Annotated in this window: 24 protein-coding genes and 2 tRNA genes; 15 read left to right on the top strand and 11 right to left on the bottom strand. The window is 56.3% G+C overall.

Translation table 11 applies throughout. The features are described 5' to 3' along the window. Nucleotides 1-147: 147 nt before the first annotated feature. From ACFO6X_RS02945 to ACFO6X_RS02955, 3 genes are all read left to right on the top strand, one after another. Nucleotides 148-1290: an HPP family protein gene (locus tag ACFO6X_RS02945; protein ID WP_382429914.1), complete on the top strand. Its 1143-nt coding sequence runs from the start codon at nt 148-150 to the stop codon at nt 1288-1290. A 254-nt stretch (nt 1291-1544) separates the two neighbouring features. Then, nucleotides 1545-1793: a translation initiation factor IF-1 gene (gene infA, locus ACFO6X_RS02950; RefSeq protein WP_382429916.1), complete on the top strand. Its 249-nt coding sequence runs from the start codon at nt 1545-1547 to the stop codon at nt 1791-1793. Nucleotides 1794-1866: 73 nt separating this feature from the next. Then, nucleotides 1867-1943 (top strand) — tRNA-Pro (locus ACFO6X_RS02955). A gap of 112 nt (nt 1944-2055) precedes the next feature. On the opposite strand, the gene ACFO6X_RS02960 is transcribed toward ACFO6X_RS02955, so the two are convergent. Genes ACFO6X_RS02960 through ACFO6X_RS02980 form a run of 5 tightly spaced genes read right to left on the bottom strand, consistent with a single transcriptional unit; the run spans nt 2056 to nt 5632 of the window. Next, nucleotides 2056-2841, bottom strand: a complete 786-nt coding sequence (locus ACFO6X_RS02960; protein ID WP_382429918.1) for a peptidylprolyl isomerase — start codon at nt 2839-2841, stop codon at nt 2056-2058. 31 nt (nt 2842-2872) lie between these two features. Next, on the bottom strand, nt 2873-3151 hold the full coding sequence (locus ACFO6X_RS02965) for a BolA family protein (protein ID WP_382429920.1): 279 nt from the start codon (nt 3149-3151) through the stop codon (nt 2873-2875). Next, nucleotides 3148-3711 (bottom strand): septation protein A, encoded by a 564-nt coding sequence (locus ACFO6X_RS02970; RefSeq protein WP_382429922.1) that lies wholly within the window; start codon nt 3709-3711, stop codon nt 3148-3150. Before ACFO6X_RS02970 ends, ACFO6X_RS02965 begins: the two co-directional genes overlap by 4 nt. A 20-nt stretch (nt 3712-3731) precedes the next feature. Continuing rightward, a complete protein-coding gene (msrB, locus tag ACFO6X_RS02975) occupies nt 3732-4145 on the bottom strand; it encodes a peptide-methionine (R)-S-oxide reductase MsrB (RefSeq protein ID WP_382429924.1) in 414 nt (137 codons plus the stop codon). Then, nucleotides 4142-5632, bottom strand: coding sequence for a protein adenylyltransferase SelO (locus ACFO6X_RS02980; protein ID WP_382429926.1), 1491 nt, complete (start codon nt 5630-5632; stop codon nt 4142-4144). The genes msrB and ACFO6X_RS02980 overlap by 4 nt, the downstream gene beginning before the upstream one ends. 135 nt (nt 5633-5767) lie before the next feature. Here ACFO6X_RS02980 and ACFO6X_RS02985 point away from each other — a divergent pair, with 135 nt between their 5' ends. The 6 genes from ACFO6X_RS02985 (at nt 5768) to ACFO6X_RS03010 (ending at nt 10313) form a co-directional block, all read left to right on the top strand. Then, nucleotides 5768-6715, top strand: a complete 948-nt coding sequence (locus ACFO6X_RS02985) for a branched-chain amino acid ABC transporter permease (protein WP_382430490.1) — start codon at nt 5768-5770, stop codon at nt 6713-6715. Nucleotides 6716-6730: 15 nt separating this feature from the next. Then, nucleotides 6731-7990, top strand: coding sequence for a branched-chain amino acid ABC transporter permease (locus ACFO6X_RS02990; protein WP_382429928.1), 1260 nt, complete (start codon nt 6731-6733; stop codon nt 7988-7990). 11 nt (nt 7991-8001) lie between these two features. Further along, a tRNA-Gly gene (locus ACFO6X_RS02995) sits at nt 8002-8075 on the top strand. A 242-nt stretch (nt 8076-8317) separates the two neighbouring features. Continuing rightward, nucleotides 8318-9130 (top strand): ABC transporter ATP-binding protein, encoded by an 813-nt coding sequence (locus ACFO6X_RS03000; protein WP_382430492.1) that lies wholly within the window; start codon nt 8318-8320, stop codon nt 9128-9130. Between the two features lie 12 nt (nt 9131-9142). Next, on the top strand, nt 9143-9838 hold the full coding sequence (locus ACFO6X_RS03005; protein WP_382429930.1) for an ABC transporter ATP-binding protein: 696 nt from the start codon (nt 9143-9145) through the stop codon (nt 9836-9838). Between the two features lie 43 nt (nt 9839-9881). Next, nucleotides 9882-10313, top strand: coding sequence for a PaaI family thioesterase (locus ACFO6X_RS03010; RefSeq protein WP_382429932.1), 432 nt, complete (start codon nt 9882-9884; stop codon nt 10311-10313). Between the two features lie 16 nt (nt 10314-10329). On the opposite strand, the gene ACFO6X_RS03015 is transcribed toward ACFO6X_RS03010, so the two are convergent. Next, on the bottom strand, nt 10330-10803 hold the full coding sequence (locus ACFO6X_RS03015; protein WP_382430494.1) for a DUF192 domain-containing protein: 474 nt from the start codon (nt 10801-10803) through the stop codon (nt 10330-10332). A 279-nt stretch (nt 10804-11082) separates the two neighbouring features. Here ACFO6X_RS03015 and ACFO6X_RS03020 point away from each other — a divergent pair, with 279 nt between their 5' ends. The 4 genes from ACFO6X_RS03020 (at nt 11083) to miaA (ending at nt 16939) form a co-directional block, all read left to right on the top strand. Then, entirely contained in the window at nt 11083-13320 is a 2238-nt protein-coding gene (locus ACFO6X_RS03020; protein WP_382429934.1) for an NADP-dependent isocitrate dehydrogenase, read from the top strand. Nucleotides 13321-13452: 132 nt separating this feature from the next. Next, nucleotides 13453-14712 carry an NADP-dependent isocitrate dehydrogenase gene (gene icd / locus ACFO6X_RS03025; protein WP_382429936.1) on the top strand — a complete coding sequence of 420 codons (1260 nt, stop codon included), beginning with the start codon at nt 13453-13455 and terminating at the stop codon, nt 14710-14712. A 50-nt stretch (nt 14713-14762) separates the two neighbouring features. Beyond that, a complete protein-coding gene (locus ACFO6X_RS03030) occupies nt 14763-15953 on the top strand; it encodes a multidrug effflux MFS transporter (protein WP_382429938.1) in 1191 nt (396 codons plus the stop codon). Further along, a complete protein-coding gene (gene miaA, locus ACFO6X_RS03035) occupies nt 15950-16939 on the top strand; it encodes a tRNA (adenosine(37)-N6)-dimethylallyltransferase MiaA (RefSeq protein WP_382429940.1) in 990 nt (329 codons plus the stop codon). Before ACFO6X_RS03030 ends, miaA begins: the two co-directional genes overlap by 4 nt. Nucleotides 16940-16965: 26 nt before the next feature. On the opposite strand, the gene ACFO6X_RS03040 is transcribed toward miaA, so the two are convergent. After that, a complete protein-coding gene (locus ACFO6X_RS03040) occupies nt 16966-17394 on the bottom strand; it encodes an Hsp20/alpha crystallin family protein (protein ID WP_382429942.1) in 429 nt (142 codons plus the stop codon). A 300-nt stretch (nt 17395-17694) separates the two neighbouring features. On the opposite strand from ACFO6X_RS03040, the gene ACFO6X_RS03045 reads away from it, so the two are divergent. After that, nucleotides 17695-19341 (top strand): NAD+ synthase, encoded by a 1647-nt coding sequence (locus ACFO6X_RS03045; protein WP_382429944.1) that lies wholly within the window; start codon nt 17695-17697, stop codon nt 19339-19341. A 46-nt stretch (nt 19342-19387) separates the two neighbouring features. Then, nucleotides 19388-19726, top strand: a complete 339-nt coding sequence (locus ACFO6X_RS03050) for a P-II family nitrogen regulator (RefSeq protein ID WP_382429946.1) — start codon at nt 19388-19390, stop codon at nt 19724-19726. Between the two features lie 41 nt (nt 19727-19767). Here ACFO6X_RS03050 and ACFO6X_RS03055 read toward each other — a convergent pair whose 3' ends face one another. From ACFO6X_RS03055 to ACFO6X_RS03070, 4 genes are read right to left on the bottom strand one after another with little or no spacing between them, the layout of a single operon-like run. After that, a complete protein-coding gene (locus ACFO6X_RS03055) occupies nt 19768-20361 on the bottom strand; it encodes an LOG family protein (RefSeq protein ID WP_382429948.1) in 594 nt (197 codons plus the stop codon). Beyond that, nucleotides 20354-20764: a diacylglycerol kinase gene (locus tag ACFO6X_RS03060; RefSeq protein ID WP_382429950.1), complete on the bottom strand. Its 411-nt coding sequence runs from the start codon at nt 20762-20764 to the stop codon at nt 20354-20356. The genes ACFO6X_RS03055 and ACFO6X_RS03060 overlap by 8 nt, the downstream gene beginning before the upstream one ends. Next, entirely contained in the window at nt 20761-21315 is a 555-nt protein-coding gene (locus ACFO6X_RS03065) for an RDD family protein (RefSeq protein WP_382429952.1), read from the bottom strand. Before ACFO6X_RS03065 ends, ACFO6X_RS03060 begins: the two co-directional genes overlap by 4 nt. A 7-nt stretch (nt 21316-21322) precedes the next feature. Further along, entirely contained in the window at nt 21323-22213 is an 891-nt protein-coding gene (locus ACFO6X_RS03070; RefSeq protein ID WP_382429954.1) for a DUF3106 domain-containing protein, read from the bottom strand. Between the last annotated feature and the right edge of the window lie 11 nt (nt 22214-22224).

Genomic DNA, 22224 nt, shown 5'->3' on the forward strand with positions numbered 1-22224 from the left:
TCTGGTAATGGCAGGATAGGGGCATTCTATCGGTACCGATGTTGGCATGGGTGTACGCGGGCAGAATCGGCCTCTCTGGTGCTTTTGTTTTCACCCTACGTTCGGTTGCTTATGTCTTTGCCAGACCCCGTTCCATCGACCCCTCCTGTGCCCAAGTCTTCTTGGCCGGGTAAGGCGTGGTGGGCGCGTTTTCAACCGGGGGTTTTGGGCATTGACCGTGTCGAGGCAGTCCGCGTGGTGGTGGGTATTGCGTTGGGGATCTGGGCGGTGGCTTGGGTGGGGCGTTGGTGGCAGGGCTGGATGCCAACGGCGGGGCCGTGGCTGATTGCTCCCTTGGGCGCCAGTGCGGTGTTGGTGTTTGGGATGCCGTCAAGTCCACTCTCACAGCCGTGGCCTTTGTTAGGTGGCAGCATGGTGTCGATGGGCGCTGGGGCATTGGGCGCAGTGCTATGGCCCGAGCCAGTATGGGCGGCTACCTTTGCCGTGGCTGGGGCTGTGCTGGCCATGTTGTTGTTGCGGTGCCTGCATCCCCCTGGGGCCGCATTGGCTTTGTTCATGGTGCTGAGTCATCAACAGCAGGGACTGATGCCCGATGTTCGTGCCGTGTTGCTCATGCTGTGGGTGTTACTGCTGGTGGGGATGGCCTACAACCACTTGACGGGCCGCAGTTATCCCCATGCACCATCGGCATTACCCGCCAGTTCGCAATCACCAGGGCAATTCACGGCCAGTGATTTGGATACGGCGCTGGCCCATTACAACGGTGTGTTGGATATCAGTCGGGCGGATCTAGAAGGGCTGTTGCACATGGCCGGTCGGGCCGCTTTTCAGCGCACGCTGGGCGATTTGCGCTGTGCAGACATCATGTCCAGTCCGCCGCTGGCAGTGCAAGCGGGTGTATCCCTCTCGCAGGCTTGGGCGTTGATGCAGCAAGAGCAGGTAAAAGCCTTGCCCGTAATGGATGCCCAAGGCAGGGTGTGCGGTATGGTCACTACCACTGACTTCATGCAATTGGCCCGTCCCCCAATGCCAGCTTCTTGGGGACAACGCTTGCGTGCAATGGTGCGTCGCAGCCACAAACCACCCAGTGTGGTCAGCGAGTTGATGTCGGGGCCAGTGCAGGTAGCACAGGCCCAACAATATGCAATGGAGCTGGTGCCCTTGTTTTCGCAGGGCCGTTACCACCACATTCCGATTGTGGATGCAGAGTTGCGGCTGGTGGGCATCGTCACACAAACGGATCTTTTGCGCGCCTTAGCTGCTGCAGTGCAGCCAACGGCGCAGCGTTGATACAGCACTGGTCAGACAGGCGACAAGCGCGTTACAATCGAGACTGCTCATGCACAGCGCGTTCTGCATGCACACTGAAGCCGTATCCTCGGCACTTTCCTGACCTGTCCTACGGGTGCAGCGACTCTCACAGCCCGCCACGCCAAGTGCAGCCCACCCCTACAGGGGGCATGGTTCTTGTGCCGGATGCGCAATGCGCGTCAGCACCAGACCTTGACGATAAACATACCAATTTGCTTTTTACGAGATAGAAAATGGCTAAAGAAGAACTGATTGAAATGCAGGGCAGCGTGACTGAAGTCCTGCCCGACTCGCGTTTTCGCGTGACGCTGGACAATGGGCACCAGTTGATTGCCTACACGGGTGGCAAGATGCGCAAGCACCACATCCGTATTTTGGCGGGTGACAAGGTGTCACTGGAAATGTCCCCTTACGATCTGACCAAGGGTCGCATCACTTTCCGTCATTTGGCAGGCCGTGGCCCTGGCCCAGCCCCCCGTTAATGGTTTGTTGGGCTGATTTTTTTAGCCATTCTCTTCAGAACAGAGATTTTTCCGGTTAGAATACAAGTCTTGTCGGAGCGTAGCGCAGCCTGGTAGCGCATCTGCTTTGGGAGCAGAGGGTCGCGAGTTCGAATCCCGCCGCTCCGACCACCGTTTAAAAGCCTGTTGCATTTTGTGCAACAGGCTTTTTTATTTTTTCTGTGCCTGTCTCACAAAAAACGCGGCCGAAGCCGCGTTGTCTGCAAGGGCAGGGCCAAGGGGTTTATTCCACCTTGGCTTTGGTACGCAAGCCTTCTTGGTATTGCGCCAGCTTTTGTTGCCGCAATTGCTGAGCCACTTGGGGCTTGACCTCTTCTAGCTTGGGCAATTGGGCTTGGCGGGTGTCATCCAGGCGGATAACGTGCCAGCCAAATTGGCTCTTGACCGGGGTTTGGGTCATTTTGCCTTTTTCCAGTTTGATCAGAGCTTCGGTGAATTCGGGTACATAGCTGGCTGGATTGGCCCAGTCCAGGTTGCCACCTTTGGCGCCCGATCCAGGATCTTTGGATTGTTTTTTAGCGATGTCTTCAAACTTGCCACCTTTTTTGATGGAGGCAATGATGGCCTTGGCATCGTCTTCTTTCTCTACCAAGATGTGGCTGGCTTTGTATTCTTTGCCACCATTGGCCGCAACGAACTTGTCGTATTCGGTCTGGATTTCGGCATCAGTGACAGGGTTCTTGGCTTCGTAGTTAGAAAACAGCTCGTTGATCAGCACTTGCTGACGGGCCAGTTCCATCTGTGCTTTGTAGCTGGCCGAAGATTCCAAGCCCAGGCGCTGAGCCTCTTGGGTAAACACTTCGGCTGTGATGATCTGGTCTTTGATCCGTGCTTCGATCTCGGGGGTGACTTTGCGGCCAGAGCGTTCTACCTGATCCTTGATGGTGTTCAGACGCTCTGTGGGCACAGGCTTGCCGTTGACGACGGCCAGGTTTTGGGCGGAAGCAGGCAGGGCCAAGGTGCCCAGCATGGCAGCAGCCATCAAGCTGGACAGAAACTGTTTCTTCATGAGAGAAATCCAAAAAAGGGAAAAAGACTGGTCAGAGAATTTCAATGGCGATGGCATGCACGCCACGGTTTATCCATTCTTGCAGCGCATCATACACAAGGCGATGCTGGCGTACACGGGGCAAATTGGTAAACACCGGTGAGCTTATGCGTACTCGGAAATGGCTGCCAGCACCTGTTGCATTAGCACCCGTATGGCCCGCATGGGCCGCGCTTTCGTCTAGCACTTCCAGCGTGGTAGGAGCCAGTGCCGTGTGCAGGCTGTGTGCCAAGGCCGCCGCAGTGATGGGGGGCTGCTGTTGTGGGGTCATGGCTGTGCATCCTTGCCATTGCCGAGCAACGCTGGCTCTTTCAGGTGGCGCGACAGATAGAGTGCCTGTGCAATGACAAAAGCAAACATCAACCCCATGCCGCCAAAGAGCTTGAAGCTCACCCAGGTGTCAGTATCGAAGGTGTAGGCCACCCACAGGTTGAGTACGCCCATGCTGGCAAAAAATCCGGCCCAAGCCCAATTCAAATGGCTCCAGACTGCATCGGGCAATTCCATCTGCGCTCCCATCAGGCTTTTGATGAAATTTTTGCGCAAGAACAGTTGTCCTAACAACAAGGCTCCACCCATCAGCCAATAAAGTACGGTGGGTTTCCATTTGATAAAAGTTTCACTCTGGGCCAGCAGGGTAGCGCCGCCAAATAGCACGATCACGCCCAGACTGAGCCATTGCATAGGCTCTACCTTGCCGTGCTTGAAGCGCAGATAAGCAATCTGTAGCACGGTAGCGGCAATGGCCACCGCCGTAGCTACATAAATGCCACCGAGCTTGAAGGCGACAAAAAACAAAATGATGGGGAAGAAATCGATCAGGAGTTTCATGGGGCAGTGGAGCTAGAGGGTCAAGGCTGGCTAGAGGTGAAATCTAGCGCGGCTGAATTCATACAGTAGCGCAGGCCGGTGGGGGCGGGGCCATCTTCAAATACATGGCCTAGGTGGGCGCCGCACTGGCTGCACACGGTTTCTACCCGTACTCGGCCCAGACTGTGATCCATGACCTCGGTGATAGCACCGGGCAGAGCTTGCGAAAAACTAGGCCAACCACAACCAGCATCAAACTTGGTGTGGGCACTGAACAAGGTGGCGCCGCAGCAAATACAGTGGTAGCTGCCATCGGTCCACTGCTGGTTGTATTTGCCAGTAAACGGGCGTTCGGTAGCCGCATGGCGTGTCACTTGCAACGCACCGGGCTCTGCCCCCTTGGCTTGTAACAGTGCTTGCCATTCGGCTTCGGTTTTTTGGATGGGGAAGTTCATGATGAGCAACTGATGGAAATGGAAGAGGCCCACGCGGGCGGAAAGTCCGCCCACGCCGCATGATCAGGGTGGGCATCAAAAGGACTGCCCAGCACAGTTTGCAAACGTTGGAGCACAGAAAAGTCGCCAAGTTTCGCCGCTTCGATGGTTTCTTCGGCCAGATGGTTGCGCAACACAAAGCGTGGGTTGGTGTGTTGCATCGTAGCAGCCACTTGCCCCCGGCTTTCTTGGCCCAGCCGCGCCAAGTAACGAGGTAGCCAACTATCAAAATCTACCGGATCGAGCAGTAATTCGCGCACGGGGGTAAAGTGGTCTTCGGCCACAGCAACTGATAGCCGGTGCCAGAAGATGGGGTAATCCACTCGCTGGAGTGCCAGCCATTGCAGTAAATTGCCCACCAGTGCCGTGTCTTGATGGCAAGGAGTGGACAGGCCCAGTTTAGCCCGCATTTGCTGCAAAAACGAATCGCTAAACTGTTGCTGGTAGTCCTCCAAAGCGGCTTCTGCGATGGTTGGTTCACCAATCAGTGGTTGCAGAGCTTGCCCCAGGCGGTAGAGGTTCCAGCGCACGATTTCGGGTTGGCGGTGGAAGGCATAGCGGCCGTGGTGATCGCTGTGGTTGCAGATATGGCCGGGATCGAAGGCATCCAAGAATTGAAAAGGGCCGTAATCGAGTGTCAGGCCCAAAATGCTCATGTTGTCGGTGTTGAGTACGCCATGACAAAAACCGATGGCTTGCCATTGCGCTACCAATTGGGCGCTGCGTTGCGACACCGCATGTAGCAAGGCTGCATAAGTGTTGCCATTAAAACGGTCATTGTGGCGACAGTTTGGATAGTAGTGGTCTATCACGAAATCAGCCAGTTGGCGCAGTTCGGGCCATTGTTGACGGGCTGCAAAGTGTTCAAAATGCCCGAAGCGGATAAAACTGGGTGCGACCCGAGTGACCACGGCAGCGGTTTCTCGGGTTTCGCGGTATACCGGCTCGGGCGAGCCAGTGATGCACAGCGCCCTGGTGGTTGGAATGCCCAGCGCGTGCATGGCCTCACTGCACAGAAATTCACGAATACTGGAGCGCAATACCGCCCGGCCATCGCCACCACGAGAATAGGGGGTGCGTCCACTGCCTTTGAGTTGCAACTCCAGTGGGCCGGTGGGAGTTTGCACCTCGCCTAGCCAGATGGCCCGGCCATCACCCAGCTGTCCAGCCCAATGGCCAAACTGGTGTCCACTGTAGACGCTGGCCAGCGGTGCGCTGCCTACCAAGGGTATATTGCCACTGAAGGCGTGTAGGGCGGCATCAGACGACAACCAGTCGGTTTTTAACCCTAGCAGTTGTGCTGTGCTTGGGCTGATGCCCACCCAGTAAGGGGCTGGTAGGGGGCTGGGAGGCAGCCGGGTAAAGAATGCAGGGCCGAGACTGGCAAAACGGTTGTGCCAGACCCAGCCTGCATCGGCCAGCAGTGGATTATCGGCAGACGGATTCATGGAGCCGATTGTCGTCGGCGGCGTGCAAGCACAAAGGGGGCAGGGTTAAAGCCTGGTGGGTATTTGCCAAGCCGCTAACATGCTGGCACCGCTGGTGCTGGATTTGTTCTTGTGTCCAGCGAAGGAGCACTGCTGATGGGTTTGGAGTTATTGTTGGTGTCCTTGCTCAATGGCATCAGCTATGGGTTGCTGTTGTTCATGCTCAGTGCTGGTCTTACGCTCATCTTTAGCCTGATGGGGGTGCTCAACTTTGCCCATGCCAGCTTTTATATGTTGGGGGCGTATTTGGGCTACAGCTTTTCGGCGTTGTGGGGTTTTTGGTTGGCACTGTGGCTAGCACCCTTGGCGGTAGGAGTGCTGGGGGCGATGTTTGAGCGTTATTGTTTGCGTCGTGTGCATCGCTTCGGTCATGTGCCAGAGTTGCTGGTGACGTTTGGTTTGTCTTATCTGGTGCTGGAGTTGGTGCAATTGCTCTGGGGCCGCTCTACGGTGCCTTACACCCTGCCAGAAGCTTTGCAGGGGCCATTGTTCCACCTGTATGGCGTGCAGTTTCCGAAGTCACGCGCTTTCATTATGCTGGTAGCCTTGCTCATGTTGGCGTCAATCGGGTTATTGCTGGCCTATACCCGTATTGGGCTGGTCATTCAGGCGGCACTGGAGCATCCTGAGATGGTGCAGGCGTTGGGGCATAACGTGCCGCGTGTTTTTATGTGGGTATTTGGCGGCGGTTGTGCATTGGCAGCATTGGCTGGGGCGATTGGTGGCAATACCTATGTGACCGAGCCAAGCATGGCGGCTTCGGTGGGCTCCATCATTTTTGTGGTGGTGGTCGTGGGGGGGATGGGGTCGCTGGTCGGGGCTTTTTTGGCCTCTTTGTTGATTGGCCTATTGCAAACATTGGCAGTGGCTATAGACACCCCAGTGGCCCGTTTTTGGCAAGTGCTGGGCGGCTCGTCGCTGGGTGAGGGTAGCGCATGGGGGCAATTAACGGTGGCGCAACTGGCGCCCATTTTGCCCTATGTGCTGCTGGTGTTGGTGCTGGTGTTGCGCCCCCAAGGGCTGCTGGGCCAGCGCCAAGATTAAAGGATATCGCCTGCGATGACTACAACCACTGCCCAAACCATGCGGCCGCGCTGGGTGATGGGTATGCTGTGGGCCTTGCTTATTCTGCTGCCATTGGTGTTGCCCTTTGTGTGGCGCAGCAGTCTGGCCCTGAGCATGTTCTCGCAGATGGGCTATTTGATCATCATTTGTCTGAGTTACAACATTTTGCTGGGTCAAGGCGGTATGTTGAGCTTTGGTCACGCGGTTTATTCTGGCGTGGGCGCTTTTATGGCGGTGCATGTGATGAACACAGCCAGTCAGGGCGGTTGGCTGGTGCCCTTGGTGCTGGTGCCTTTGGTGGGGGGGGCTGCAGGGTTGGTGTGTTCTGCCTTGTTGGGCTTTGCCGCCACGCGCAAATCGGCCACGGTATTTTCAATGATTACTTTGGGGTTGGGCGAGCTGATGGCCGCTGTGGCTTTGATGTTTCCGCAATGGTTTGGGGGGGAAAGCGGCATCAGTACCAATCGGGTTTATGGCCCTGCATGGGGAGGCATCACCTTTGGTTCTGCTATCGAGGTCTATTATTTGATTGCTGTCTATGGCTTGTTGTGTGCTTTGGCGATGTGGGCGCTGACCCAGACACCTCTGGGCCGTGTTCTGAACGCTGTGCGCGACAACCCCGAGCGAGTGGCATTCATTGGTTACAACCCACAACGTGTGCGCCATATAGCTTTCATGATGGCTGGGTTTTTTGCCGGGGTTGGTGGTGCACTGGCTGCCATTCATCTGGAAATGGTGACGGCAGCCGACAGTTTTAGCATGGTGCGTTCAGGCCATTATTTGCTCTTCACCTTTTTGGGGGGAGCAGCGTTTTTTGCCGGCCCGATTCTGGGGGCCGTGTTGATGGTCTTGACATTGGTGTGGTGGTCTGAGATTTCGGCCGCTTGGCTTTTGTATTTGGGGCTGGTTTTCATTGGCATGGTGATGTATGCCCCCGGTGGGTTGGTCAGTGTGTTGGTGGCTGGGTGGCATTGGCTAGGTGCGTTAAGACAATGGCGTTTGTGCTGGCGCTGGTACCTACTGCAAGCCTTGGCTACGGTGTCAGCGGTGCTGGGCGCTTGTGCTTTGGTAGAGATGGCCTACCATTGGCAACAGCAGGCCACGCTGGGGCCAGAATTGGGGTTTTTGGGTGTTGCGCTCCACACCAATCTGTTTTTGCACTGGGGTGGTGCAGCCGTGCTGTGTTTAGGTGGTGGGTGTGCCAGTATCATGTTGCAACGCTTTGCGAATACAAAGGCGTGCAGCAGCCTATAATGCGAAGGCATGCGGGTGTAGTTCAATGGTAGAACGGCAGCTTCCCAAGCTTCATACGAGGGTTCGATTCCCTTCACCCGCTCCAGTCAAACTGGGCAAACGAGTCGCCTTGTGACAAAGACAGTTGATTTCCCTGCTTCGGCGACTGTGCTTTTTCCTGCAAAATTTCATAGCAAGCGTTCTGCGCCGTTTTGCCCGGGCAGCCTCGTGATTCGTGAGGCATATCAAAGCCAAGCACCGCAACGTGCTATGCCAGATTACCGTACCATCCGCGAACGCCTAGTAGCAGCGGTCTCTGTCCTTAGGGGGAGAGACAAGAGCAATCCAATGCACAGTCCGGTGCCGTATCCCGTTTCCCCTTGGGCGCTTGAGTTGTGTGATGTGCATCAGCGGTTTGGCAAAACCGATGTGTTGCGTGGAGTTAACCTGACGGTAGCCAGTGGTGAGCGTCTGGCTATCATTGGCCCTAACGGTGCGGGCAAGTCCACCTTGTTTCATCTCATCAGCGGGCGCATGCCACCCACTGGCGGGAAGATTTGGTTGCAGGGGCAACGCATTGATGGCAAGCCTGCGTATGAGATTAACCGTCTGGGGCTGTCGCGCAGTTTTCAGATCAGTAATCTCTTTCCTCGCTTAAGTGCGTTTGACAATCTACGTTGCAGTTTGCTGTGGAGTCTAGGCTACCGCTACAGTTTTTGGCATCTGCTCTCTGGCTTGCATGATGCCAATGCCCGCAGTGCTGAACTGCTGGAGTTGCTGCAATTAACCGATAGCCGTGATACCCCAGCCATGCACCTGAGTTATGCACAACAGAGGGCATTGGAATTGGGCATGACCTTGGCCAGTGGTGCCCGTGTGATTTTGCTCGATGAGCCCACCGCAGGCATGAGCCGCAGCGAGACGACACATTTCATCCAGTTGATACGGCAGGCCACACAAGGCCGCACCCTCTTGACGGTGGAGCACGATATGGAGGTGGTATTTGGGTTGGCAGACAAGATCGCTGTGCTGGTGCAGGGGCAGATCGTTGCTTGTGACACCCCAGAAAGGGTGCGTGCCAACCCACAGGTGCAGGCAGCTTATCTGGGCACAACGGTATGGAGTGATGTACCAGTACCAACTGGGTTGGCGCAGGAATAGCGCAGGCCGAAGATGCTCCACGTACAAGACCTCCATGCCTATTATGGCAACAGCCATGTGCTGCAAGGCGTTTGTTTGGATGTGCAGCCGGGTGAGATTGTGGCGCTGCTGGGGCGCAATGGCTCGGGACGTTCCACCACAGCCAAGGCCATCATGGGGTTGGTGCAATGGCATGGCACATTGCAATGGTGCGGTCAGAGTTTGGCAGGGCTGGCTCCCCATGATATAGCCCAACAGGGGCTAGGCTATGTGCCTGAGAGTCGTGACGTGTTTGCCCAGTTGACGGTACAGCAGAACCTATTGTTAGGACAAAAAGATGGACGCTTAGCCAAGCGTTGGTCGTTGGATGATATGTACCAGCTGTTTCCGCAACTGCGCCAGCGCCAACACACACGGGCGGGTGTGCTCTCTGGGGGCGAGCAGCAGATGCTGACGTTGTGTCGCACCCTGATGGGAAACCCAGAGTTGATCCTCATTGACGAGCCCACCGAGGGCTTAGCTCCCCAGTTGGTTGCATTGGTAGGGCAGTTTTTGCATACACTGCGTCAGCACGGCGTGGCTGTGCTGCTGATAGAGCAAAAACTGGCCATTGCATTGGAAGTATCAGATCGGGTGGTGTTGATGGGACAGGGCCGGGTGGTGTTTGAAGGCACGCCTGAGAGTTTGCGCGCCCGCAGTGATGTGCGGCAGGAGTGGCTGCAGGTTTGAACGAACTGCCCTATCCTGCGCATTTTTTGCTCTGAAAGTTGCCATGTTAAGTTTTGGTGTTGATATCCCCTTTGTCAAACTGCTGGGCTTTACCTTGCACCGTATGGAGAATGGCGAGTCCGAACTGCACTACGAAGCCCAGCCCGACCATTTGAACTCCTTTGCCGTTACCCACGGCGGTGCCAGCATGACCTTATTGGATGTAACCATGGCCACGGCTGCTCGCAGTGAGATTCCACACATGGGGGTGGTGACGATCGAGATGAAAACCAGCTTCATGCAACCCGCCCGTGGGCCACTGGTTGCCAAAGGACGGCTGCTCCACCGCACGGCGACCCTGGCCTTCACGGAAGGTACTGTTTTGGATGCTGAAGGCCGCATTTGCAGCCATGCTACTGGCACTTTCAAATACGTGCGTCGTTTGCCAGTGGATGGTCGCAGTATTCATGCACTACAGACCATTGCTACCGACTGAGGCGTTGAAGGGGCTTTCAGGGTTGCCGAAATGGGGTGCCCGTCAGCCGTGCGCCAGCCTTGAGCCCCCGCTGTTTGAACCAGCCTTGGTGCATTTCTAGCACATAGCGCACGGGTTTGCTGGAGCAGTGTGACTCCAGACTCTGGGGTTGCATGTCGACCAAATTGACGATAGTGCCATCATCTGCCAAAAAGGCAGCTGTCAGGGGCAACAGGGTGTTTTTCATCCAGAAACATTGGGTGGCGGCTTGTTCAAACACAAACAGCATGCCTTCATGGCCGGGCATATTCTGGCGGTGCATCAGCCCAATCTGGCGTTCTTCAGGGGCTTGGGCTACTTGCGCGTCAATGCGGTGCATGCCTGTGGTGAGTACGACACGTGGCAGATGCAGTTGGGGTGCGTCTTGGGCGAGGGCGCCAGTAGCCACTGTAGACAAGAGCAGCGCGAGTAGGGAGCGCAACAGCACAAGGGCTGTACTGGGTACAGGCATGCGGCCACGCAAGGCAGACAGGAGCGAAGACATAAGTGGGCAGTACAAAACAAAGACAAACAGAAATGCCAGTTCTACCGCACCGGGGCCGATGGTGGGGTGGTCGATAGAAAAAATTTCTGCGTAGAACGGTAGTAAATTTTGTATTACGCAATTTCAATGCCAAAAACCGGATTTCTACCGATGCTTGGAAACGAAAATCAGGCACCATCGGAGTGCGCCTGTCGGCCTACCGTTACAGTTGCCAGCGTTTCTGAATCTTATTTCTGGAGATAAGCCATGAGTACCCAAGCACCTACCATCATCTATACCCTGACCGATGAAGCGCCACGTCTGGCCACTGCATCGTTCCTGCCTATCGTTCGCGCTTTTGCCAAGTCGGCTGGTATTTCGGTAGAAACCAGTGACATTTCGGTGGCAGGTCGCATTCTGGGCCAGTTTCCTGAGTACCTGAGCGAAGAGCAGCGCGTGACGGACAATCTGGCCGAGCTGGGCAAGCTCACGCTCAAGCCCGAAGCCAACATCATCAAGCTGCCCAATATCAGCGCCTCCGTGTCTCAGCTGTTGGCAGCTATCAAAGAGCTGCAAGCCAAGGGCTACGCCATCCCCGACTTTCCCGAAAATCCCAAAGACGAGAAAGAAAAGGAAATCCGTGCCCGCTACAACAAGTGCATTGGTAGCGCCGTGAACCCTGTTTTGCGTGAGGGCAATTCCGACCGCCGCGCTCCCAAGGCCGTCAAGGAATACGCCCGCAAAAACCCACACAGCATGGCCGAGTGGAGCCAAGCCTCGCGCTCGCACGTCTCGCACATGCACCACGGCGACTTCTACCACGGTGAAAAGTCCATCACCCTAGACCGCGCTCGCGATGTGAAAATGGAGTTGCTCACCAAGAGCGGCCAAACCATCGTGCTCAAACCCAAGGTCTCGCTGCTGGATCGTGAAGTGATCGACAGCATGTTCATGAGCAAAAAAGCACTGGTGGCGTTTTACGAAAAAGAAATCGAAGACGCGCACAAAACAGGTGTCATGTTCTCGCTGCACGTCAAGGCCACGATGATGAAGGTATCGCACCCCATCGTGTTTGGTCACTGCGTGAAGATTTTCTACAAAGATGCCTTTGAAAAGCACGCCAAGCTGTTTGAAGAATTGGGTGTGAATGTCAACAACGGTATGGTGGATCTGTACAACAAGATTGCCACCCTGCCCCAAAGCCAACAAGACGAAATCAAGCGCGACTTGCACGCCTGCCACGAAGGCCGTCCCGAGCTGGCGATGGTGGACTCTGCCAAGGGCATCACTAACTTCCACTCGCCCAACGACATCATTGTCGATGCCTCCATGCCCGCGATGATCCGCAATGGCGGCAAGATGTGGGGTGCGGATGGCCGCCTCAAGGACGTGAAGGCGGTGATGCCCGAATCGACCTTTGCCCGTATCTACCAAGAGATGATCAACTTCTGCAAGTGGCATGGCAACTTCGACCCCAAGACAATGGGCACCGTGCCCAATGTGGGTCTGATGGCCCAGCAGGCAGAAGAATACGGCTCGCACGACAAGACCTTTGAGATTCCTGAAGACGGTATTGCCAACATCACGGACCTGAATACCGGTGAAGTGTTGATGAGCCAGAACGTGGAGCAAGGCGACATCTGGCGCATGTGCCAAGTCAAAGATGCAGCGATTCGCGATTGGGTGAAGCTGGCGGTGAACCGTGCCCGCAACTCCGGTATGCCTGTGGTGTTCTGGCTGGACGCTTACCGTCCGCACGAAGCCCAGCTCATCACCAAGGTCAAGATGTACCTGCACGAGCACGACACCACTGGCCTCGACATCCAAATCATGAGCCAAGTGCGCGCTATGCGCTACACCTTGGAGCGCGTGATCCGTGGTCAAGACACCATCAGCGCCACTGGCAACATTCTGCGCGATTACCTGACCGACCTGTTCCCCATCATGGAACTGGGCACCTCGGCCAAAATGCTGTCCATCGTGCCTTTGATGGCTGGTGGCGGTATGTACGAAACTGGTGCAGGCGGTTCGGCACCCAAGCATGTGCAACAACTGGTGGAAGAAAACCACCTGCGTTGGGATTCGCTGGGTGAGTTCTTGGCCTTGGCGGTGTCGTTGGAAGACTTGGGCATCAAAGAGCACAACGCCAAAGCCAAGCTGCTGGCAAAAACTTTGGATGCAGCCACTGGCAAGCTGTTGGACAACAACAAGAACCCCAGCCCCAAGACAGGCCAGCTCGACAACCGTGGCAGCCAGTTCTACTTGGCGCTGTATTGGGCGCAAGAATTGGCTGCACAAACTGAAGATGCTGCATTGGCTGCCCAGTTTGCCCCCTTGGCCCAACAACTGTCTGCCAACGAACAGCAGATCGTGGAAGAGCTCAATGCCGTTCAGGGTCAGCCCGCTGACATTGGTGGTTACTACCTGCCCGAAGTGCAAAAGCTCGATGCTGTGATGCGTCCAAGCCAAACCTTCAATACCGCACTGGAGAGCCTGCAGGCTTAATCCTGCGGTTGGGCGATAGCTTTTGGAGCCATGTTTGTATGGCTCTGGGGCACCGCTAGAATCAAAAAAGCACACACAGGCTGTGGCATTTGCCCAGCCTGTTGTTTTTTGATCCATAGAGTTTTCACCACCATGACCCATTACCAGCATATTCAGGTACCTACCCAAGGTCAGAAAATTACTGTCCAAAACGATCTGTCGCTGCAGGTGCCAGACCGGCCCATCATTCCGTTCATTGAGGGTGACGGAGTGGGGGTGGACGTGATCCCTGTCATGATGCGGGTGGTCAATGCGGCAGTAGAGCGCGCTTATGCGGGTCAGCGTCAGATTCAGTGGATGGAAGTCTATGCGGGGAGTAAAGCGACCCAGATTTATGGCCCGGATGTGTGCCTACCCGAAGAAACCGTTGCGGCTCTGCGCGATTTTGCGGTGTCTATCAAAGGGCCATTGGCTACTCCGGTGGGGGAAGGTATCCGTTCGCTCAATGTGGCACTGCGCCAGGCACTCGATTTGTATGTCTGCTTACGCCCTGTGCGCTACTTCAAGGGGGTGCCTTCGCCTTTGAGAGAGCCTGAAAAGACCAATATCGCCATCTTCCGTGAAAACTCAGAGGACATCTATGCCGGTATTGAGTTTGAAGCGGGATCGGTGCAGGCCCAAAAACTGATTGACTTCTTGCAGCAGGAATTGGGTACGCAAAAAATTCGCTTCCCAGACACCTCTGGCATTGGCATCAAGCCGGTGTCGCGCGAGGGGACAGAGCGTTTGGTGCGCAAAGCCATCCAATATGCGATTGATCATGACAAGCCTAGCGTCACCTTGGTGCATAAGGGCAACATCATGAAATACACCGAGGGAAGTTTCCGCAATTGGGGCTATGCCTTGGCGCAAAAAGAGTTTGGCGCTCAGCCCGTGGACGGTGGCCCTTGGTGCCACCTGACCAATCCGAGGACGGGCCGAGAAATCACCATCAAGGACAGCATCACAGATGCTTTCTTGCAGCAAATCTTGTTGCGTCCAGCAGAGTATTCGGTGGTAGCTACCCTGAACCTCAATGGGGATTACCTCTCAGATGCATTGGCGGCCCAAGTGGGGGGTATTGGGATTGCCCCAGGCGCCAATCTGTCTGACTCGGTGGCCTGCTTTGAGGCCACGCATGGCACAGCCCCACGTTATGCGGGCAAAGACTATGTGAATCCAGGCTCGGCCATTTTGTCGGCAGAGATGATGTTGCGCCATATCGGGTGGACGGAAGCTGCCGATCGGATGGTGGCGGCACTGGAGCAGGCGATTGCGTCCAAAAAAGTGACTTATGACTTTGCCCGTTTGATGAGTGGTGCCACCCAGGTCAGTTGTTCTGGTTTTGGTCAGGTTGTGGTCTCCTATCTGTGATGGGTATGGCAAAACCAGCACCTCGTAGCAGTTCTAGCTCTACTGTGTCCATGTCTGCAGCCTTGGTGGTGATGATGCTGGCGCTGCTGCTGGGGCTGCAACCTATCACCACCGATTTGTATTTGCCGGCACTGCCTGCCTTGCAAGGGCAGTTGGGGGCAGGTATGGCGCAATCCCAATTGACACTGACGGCCTTGCTGTTGGCTTTTGGGTGCTCGCAGCTGGTCTGGGGGCCGCTGTCAGACCGCTGGGGGCGGCGGCCTATTTTGCTGCTGGGCCTGTCAGCCTATGTGTTGGCCGCCTTGGGTTGTGCGTTGGTGCAATCGGTTGAGGCATTGATTGTCTGGCGTGCGGTGCAGGGTGTGGCAATGGGGGCTGCGGTGATGTCGGCCCGTGCGGTCGTGCGTGATTTGTATGCGCCTGTAGAAGGAGCGCAGGCCATGTCACGTGCCCTGACAGGGCTGGGCGTCATTGCCTGTCTGAGTCCGCCTTTGGGGGGCTGGCTGGCGGGGTATTTGGGTTGGCGGGCAACGATGGGGGCGCTGGCCGCTTTTGGTTGTTTGGCTTTGTTATTGATTGCATTGCGTTTTCAAGAGACATTGCAGCGGCCCAATCCTCAGGCATTGCAGCCCACACATTTGCTGCGTACGTGGGGGCAGATATTGCGCCACCCCACGTTTTTGGCCTTTACAGCCACCACGACCTGTACTTATGCTGGGTTGTTTACCTATTTGGCTACGTCTTCGTTCACCTTCATTCAGGTGCTAGGCTGGAGCAGTACGGCCTACGGCATGTTGTTAGCGTGTAATGCCCTGCTCTATATCACGGGCACGGTGTTGTGCCGCCGTTTGGTGGTGCGTTGGGGCGTACGACGTAGCATGGTGTTGGCTGGGGCTTTGAGCTTGGGTGGCGGTTCGCTCATGGGCGTTTTTGCCTTGCTAGGGGTGCAAAATGGCTGGGCCTACGCTCTGCCATTTTGGCTCTACCAAATCGCCCATGGTATTCATATGCCTTGTAGCCAAAGTGGTGCGGTGGGGCCATTTCCGCAAGCGGCCGGTACCGCGGCAGCACTGAATGGGGTGGTGATGATGGTGGTGGCCTTTGGTATTGGGCACTGGCTGGGCCAGCACATGAATGGCACGGTGTTGCCCCTGGCGCTGGGGGTTTGGTTTTGGGGGGCCTGCGCTGCTACTGCTGCCTGGACGTTGGTACAAAAGTTTGGTGATCCGCAAAAACCATGAATATTGCATTGCCTTGCATTGCTCTGGCAGGCCCGACTGCTGCTGGCAAGACGGCTGGCGCATTGGCTATCGCTGCAGCGTTGGCACAACACCAGCAACCCGTAGAAATCATCAGTGTGGATTCAGCCTTGGTGTATCGGGGCATGGATATCGGCACTGCCAAACCAAGCCCTCAAGAGCGGGCTGCTGTGCCACACCATCTGATCGATATTCGGGATCCCTTACAAGCGTACAGTGCCGCAGAGTTCGTCAGGGATGCCACACATCTGGTGGCTGAGATTCGCACCCGCGGGGCGCTGCCCTTGCTGGTGGGGGGGACGATGCTCTATTTCAAGGCTTTGTTGGAGGGGCTGGACGATATGCCGGGGGCCGATCCAGTGGTGCGTGCCCAGATTGAGGCGCAGGCGCTTGAACGGGGCTGGCCTGCACTCCATGCAGAACTGGCCCAAGTGGATCCGATAACGGCAGCCCGGTTGGCCCCGGCAGACAGCCAACGTATTCAACGGGCGTTGGAGGTTTGGCAGGTGTCAGGGCGACCGCTATCGAGTTTCCACAAGGTTAAACGTGCTGTGGCTGGCGCTGGCGTGGTGGCTCCAGAGCATTTCTTTGCCTTGGAGCCACAAGATCGCTCTTGGTTGCACGAGCGTATTGCCCAACGCTTTGATGCCATGATCGATCTTGGTTTGTTGGAGGAAGTCCAAGCCTTACGACAGCGTGGTGATTTGCATTTGGATTTGCCCTCTATGCGTTGTGTGGGCTATCGGCAAGTTTGGGAGGCGTTGGATGTGCAAGACAGCCAACAGGAGAAAACACCTTTAAACCTGGCTGACCTGCGTGAGCGTGGCATTGCAGCGACCCGTCAGTTGGCTAAACGCCAGATCACTTGGTTGCGCAGCATGCCCCAGCGCCATGTGATTGCTTGCGACCAGCCCCACGCCCTGCAAGCACTGGTGGCTACTGTTTGCAAGGGCTTAGGGCTGGTTTAGACCCAGAGTGTGTGGGCGGGCCTGCTTTATTCGATAGTCAGGCGTTGCGCGTTGCCACCCTGCTTTTTAGGCAGTGTCAGGGTCAGTACGCCGTGGTCGTATTTGGCTTTGGCACGGGAAGTATCGATATCAGCGGGCAGCTGGAAGCTGCGGGCCACTTGACCAAAGTAGCGTTCTGAGCGCAGTACCTTTTCTCCCTCGACTTGTTGATCGAGTTGGCGCACTTCGGCGCGCAAACTCACCACATTGCCTTCAATCGAGACATGGATGTCTTCTTTTGGTACGCCTGGCAGCTCGGCCTGTACGGTGTAGCTATCGTCGGCTTCTGTGACATCCACTTTCATTTGCGATGGTGAAGGCAGGGGATCGCCATGCAGGGGGCGCACATAAAACCCCGGATTGACATCTTTGAAGAACTCGTCCAGCAGACCGCCGCGACCAATCAATGCATTCATGAGGTGCTCCTTCAAAATCAGTGGAAAAAACAGTGGTGCGTTTTAGGCACCCTGCCAAGATAGGTCGATTGCCGTGCAAATTCAAGCGGGACAACACCAAAAAATGATGCTTACCAGCGGATCTGTTGTGCGTGTCGTTCTTCCCTATAAACTGCCCATATTCAAGGCTCCTGTGGCCCATCTCGGCACAATGCAGGTCTGCGGGTGATAATCTGGGCTTCGGCCCTGCGGGCGCTTGCGCCTTGTCACGGTAGATACCCATTTCTCATCATCCGATCTCCCGCCGTCGCTCTTTTATCCATGACGCTTTCCTTTTGCACCGCGCAGCTCAACTTTGTTGTCGGTGATCTGTCCGGCAACGCACAAAAAATCATTGCTGCAGCCCATAAGGCCTATGCAGCCGGTGCCCGTGTGTTGCTCACCCCTGAGTTGGCTTTGTGTGGTTATGCTGCGGAGGATTTGTTCCTGCGCCCAGCCTTTCTGCGGGCCTGTGATGAGGCGGTGCATACCGTAGCCCGCGAAACCGCCGCATTGCATGGATTGGTGATTGTGCTGGGGCATCCCCACCCACAGGCCTCTGGTGGATTGCCGCTCAATGCAGCCAGTGTGTTGTGCAATGGTCAGATAGAGCAAACTTATGCCAAGCAGGCATTGCCCAACTATGGCGTGTTTGATGAACAACGCTATTTCGCCCCCGGCTCCCAGCCTTGCGTGTTTGAGGTCGAAGGAGTGCGTATCGGTTTACTGGTATGTGAAGACGCTTGGTGGCCCGCTGCGGCGCAGGCCGCCGCAGCGGCTGGTGCCCAGTTGTTGGCCGTTATCAATGCTTCCCCGTTTCACGCGGGGAAACCACACGAGCGCGAACAGGTGTTGCGCGCCCGGGCGCAAGAAACCAGTTTGCCTGTGGTGTATGCCCATTTGGTAGGGGGGCAGGATGAACTGGTGTTTGATGGTTATTCTTTTGCCCTGAACGCTGATGGCACGGTGGCCGGACGGGCGGCAGGCTTCCAAGAAACACTGTTTTTTACGCAGGTGCAGTCTACGCCTGTTGGCTTGCAGTGCAGTGCTGCCATAGCCCCCCATGCCAGTGCTGAGGCTGATCTGTGGGATGCCTTGGTGTTGGCTGTGCGCGACTATGTGGGTAAAAACCGTTTTCCAGGTGCCTTGCTGGGGCTGTCGGGGGGCATTGATTCAGCGTTGGTATTGGCTATTGCCGTGGATGCCTTGGGGGCCGACAAAGTCCGTACGGTGATGATGCCATCGCCTTACACCGCAGACATTAGCTGGTTGGATGCCCGTGACATGGCTGCCCGTTTGGGCGTGCGTTACGACGAAATCGCCATTGCTCCGCAGTTTGACAGCTTCCAACAGGCATTGGCTGGAGTGTTTGACGGGCGTCCGCAAGACACCACAGAAGAGAACATCCAAGCCCGTATTCGGGGTACTTTGCTGATGGCGATGTCTAACAAGTTGGGTGCCATCGTCTTGACCACGGGCAACAAGAGTGAGATGGCTACCGGCTATTGCACGTTGTATGGCGATATGGCGGGCGGCTTTGCCGTCATCAAGGATTTGGTCAAAACCACAGTCTATGACTTGGCTCGCTGGCGCAATGCCCATGACCCCTACAGTACAGGACTGAACCCTATTCCCGAGCGCATCATCACCCGTGCGCCCAGTGCTGAGCTGCGCCCAGACCAAACAGATCAAGACAGCCTGCCGCCCTATGAGGTGCTCGATGCCATTGTGGTGCGCTATATGGAACAAGATGAATCCATCGCGGCTTTGGTGGCAGATGGGTTCGCTCCTGCTGATGTGGAGCGTGTCACCCGACTGATACAGCTCAATGAATACAAACGCCGCCAAGCGCCACCCGGCCCGCGTCTGACACGGCGCAGTTTTGGCAAAGACTGGCGCTATCCGATCACGAACCGTTTTCGGGCCTGAGCTGGTATGGGCCTGCCGATTTAACCATTAGAGGAGTGTTATCCCCATGAAAATGATCACCGCCGTCATCAAGCCCTTCAAGCTCGAAGAAGTGCGCGAAGCACTGGCCGAATGTGGCGTCACTGGACTGACTGTCACCGAGGTCAAAGGGTTTGGCCGCCAAAAAGGCCACACAGAGCTGTACCGGGGTGCCGAATATGTGGTCGACTTTTTGCCTAAAGTGAAGGTCGAAGTGGTGGTCAAGTCCGACGACGTCGACCGCTGTGTCGATGCGATCGTCAACGCCGCTCGCACGGGCAAGATTGGCGACGGTAAGATCTTTATCACTGCCGTGGAGCGGGTGGTGCGCATCCGCACAGGCGACATGGACGAAAGCGCAGTGTAAACAACACTGCCCAGAGGGCCATTGATGCCCTCTGGTTATCGTCAGATCACAGATTCTAGAGCGACACCGGCAGCGCGGCAGCTGGCTGTCTGCACCAAGCTGCGCAGTAGCGTGGCGCTGTCGGTGCTGCTGTGCAGCAGATCAAGTTGCCACGATCCCATAAAGTCTTGCGCTGTGCTGTGCCGGACGAAGTCTAATAGACCATCGTAGTAACCGGCCACGTTCAACAAGCCAATCGGTTTTTGGTGGTAGCCCAGTTGGCGCCAAGTCCAGACCTCAAATAATTCTTCAAAGGTGCCGATACCACCGGGCAAGGCCAGAAATGCGTCACTGCGTTCTGCCATCAGCGCCTTGCGTTCGTGCATGGTTTGCACCACATGCAACTCGTCGCAGGCCTCGCGGGCATGTTCTTTGGCTACCAGACTTTCTGGAATCACACCCACTACCCGGCCCCCGGCGGCTTGGGTTGCATCCGCTACCGTGCCCATCAGGCCACTGCGGCCTCCACCATAGACCAGCTGGCCTCCGTGGCTGCCAATCCAATGACCAACCGAGCGTGCTGCCTCGGCAAACTGTGCATCCTTGCCAAGGCGCGAGCCGCAATAGACTGCCAGTGAAAAAGTGGGTTCAGCCATGAAAGAACCTTTGCAAAATGGCCCCTGTCCAGATGCCTATACACAGCAACAAAGTGAGCAGTACCGCCGCACTGCCCATATCCTTGGCCCGTTTGGACAATGGATGCCACTCCGGGCCAATGCGATCAATGGCGGCTTCAATACCTGTGTTGAGCAGTTCAACCACCATCAGTAGTACCACAGACCCCGCCAATAAGGCCATTTCTGTCCAACTCTGGCCCAGCCAGACAGATGCGGGCAACAAGACCAATGCGGCCAAGGCTTCTTGGCGAAACGCTGGCTCGGCCCAACCTGCACGCAGACCGTGTAGCGAGTACCGTGTAGCATGCCAGAGACGGTGCAGACCGGTGCGGGTTTTTTGTGCGTTGACCGGTTCACTCGGGGGGCTGAGAGGCTTTGTCACGGTTTGGGCTTTCGGTGGTGAACAAAGTGGACTAGCCGTGTGCCTGCCAGTGCATCGTGCCAGAACTGTCTTTGTGGGTGCAAGCGGCTCAGTACGGCCCAGATAGTGACCCAACCCAACAGCAGCACCGTGATGGCACCACCCGAGAGGTCAAAGGAGGCTGCTGCCAACAGTGGGGGCAAAAACCATAGCCAGCTCAACACATAGCGTCCTAAAGCGCGTGTTTGTGTCAGTGCTCGCCCGGAGGTGTCAACCACCCGAATATGCCAAGTCTTCATGGCCAGCGTGTGGCCTTTGGCCCAAAACCAAGTGAAATAAATGCCAAACACAATGAACAGAAAACCTTGCAGTGCATGGCGGTTATCAAGCGCATGGCGTGTCTGGCTCAAGGTGCCAAACAGGTAGCCCGCAATAAACACAACGCCAAACATCAACAGGCCTTCGTAAAGCCAGCAGGCCATGCGCCGCCACAAAGCGGGTGCTTGTAAGCGCAAGCCCTCCTCAGTGGGTTCGGGGGATGGTGTGGTGGAGGTAGGGGCAGGAGCGTGCATCGGGAAGTCAGTGCCCGTAAGCAGAAGGGGGCAGAGTAGGCACGGCAGTCTCTGGTGCGGGTGTGCCAGGCGCTGCCGATTCTGCCAAAGGCGGCAGGGCTTGGATCACAGGGCTGTTAGGAACAGAGACAGGTGCTGTCTCTACCACCACTGGGGGGGCTGCCACTGGTGTGCTGCTCTTGTGCTCTTGCGGTGCCACAGTAGGATGTGGGCGTGGCATCGTTTGTGCTGTGGCAGCTTGGGGCGGGATTTTGGGCGGGTTCACGGGGTTGGCGTTGCTGGCGGTGGCCGCGGGCACCTGTACGAGTTTGCGGGCAGGCACTGGGCGCAATGCGGTGGCTGCGCCCTTGGGGCGTGGGGCGGCATTGGCGGCCAAACGGCGTTTTTCCTCTGCGCTCAGGGCTTGATAGGCCTCCCACTGCGCTCGTTTGTTATCGGGGGCTAGTTTGTTAGCCGTTGCGAAATTAAGCCTGGCTTGATTGCGTTGCTGCGCGCTCAGATTGGCCCACTCGGTCATGCGGTTATGCAGTTTGGTCTGCTCTGCGACTGGCAGGGTGGCAAACGTTTGAGCCAATGCCAACCAACGGCGTTTCTGAATCTCGCTCAATAAAGCCCAACGGGCCGCCAATGGTTGCAGGGCATGCTTTTGCCCCGTTTCTAGGTCACTCCATGCAGGCCCAGAGGCTACTACCATCATGGCATCTGCACTGCTGCGCAACTCATTGCCCGTCTGTCCGGGCAGTGCCAGGGCACCCATAGCCAGTACCGTACTGGGTGCCATACGCACCTGTTGCAGTATGTACACACCATAAGCCGCCAGCAAGCACAGCAGGGCCGAGGCCAATACCAGTGGTACACGAACGCGACAGCGTCGCTCAGGGGCAGAAGGGTGCAACATGCAGGCGTGCA

Source organism: Giesbergeria sinuosa (assembly GCF_042652905.1).
GTDB lineage: Bacteria > Pseudomonadota > Gammaproteobacteria > Burkholderiales > Burkholderiaceae_C > Simplicispira > Simplicispira sinuosa.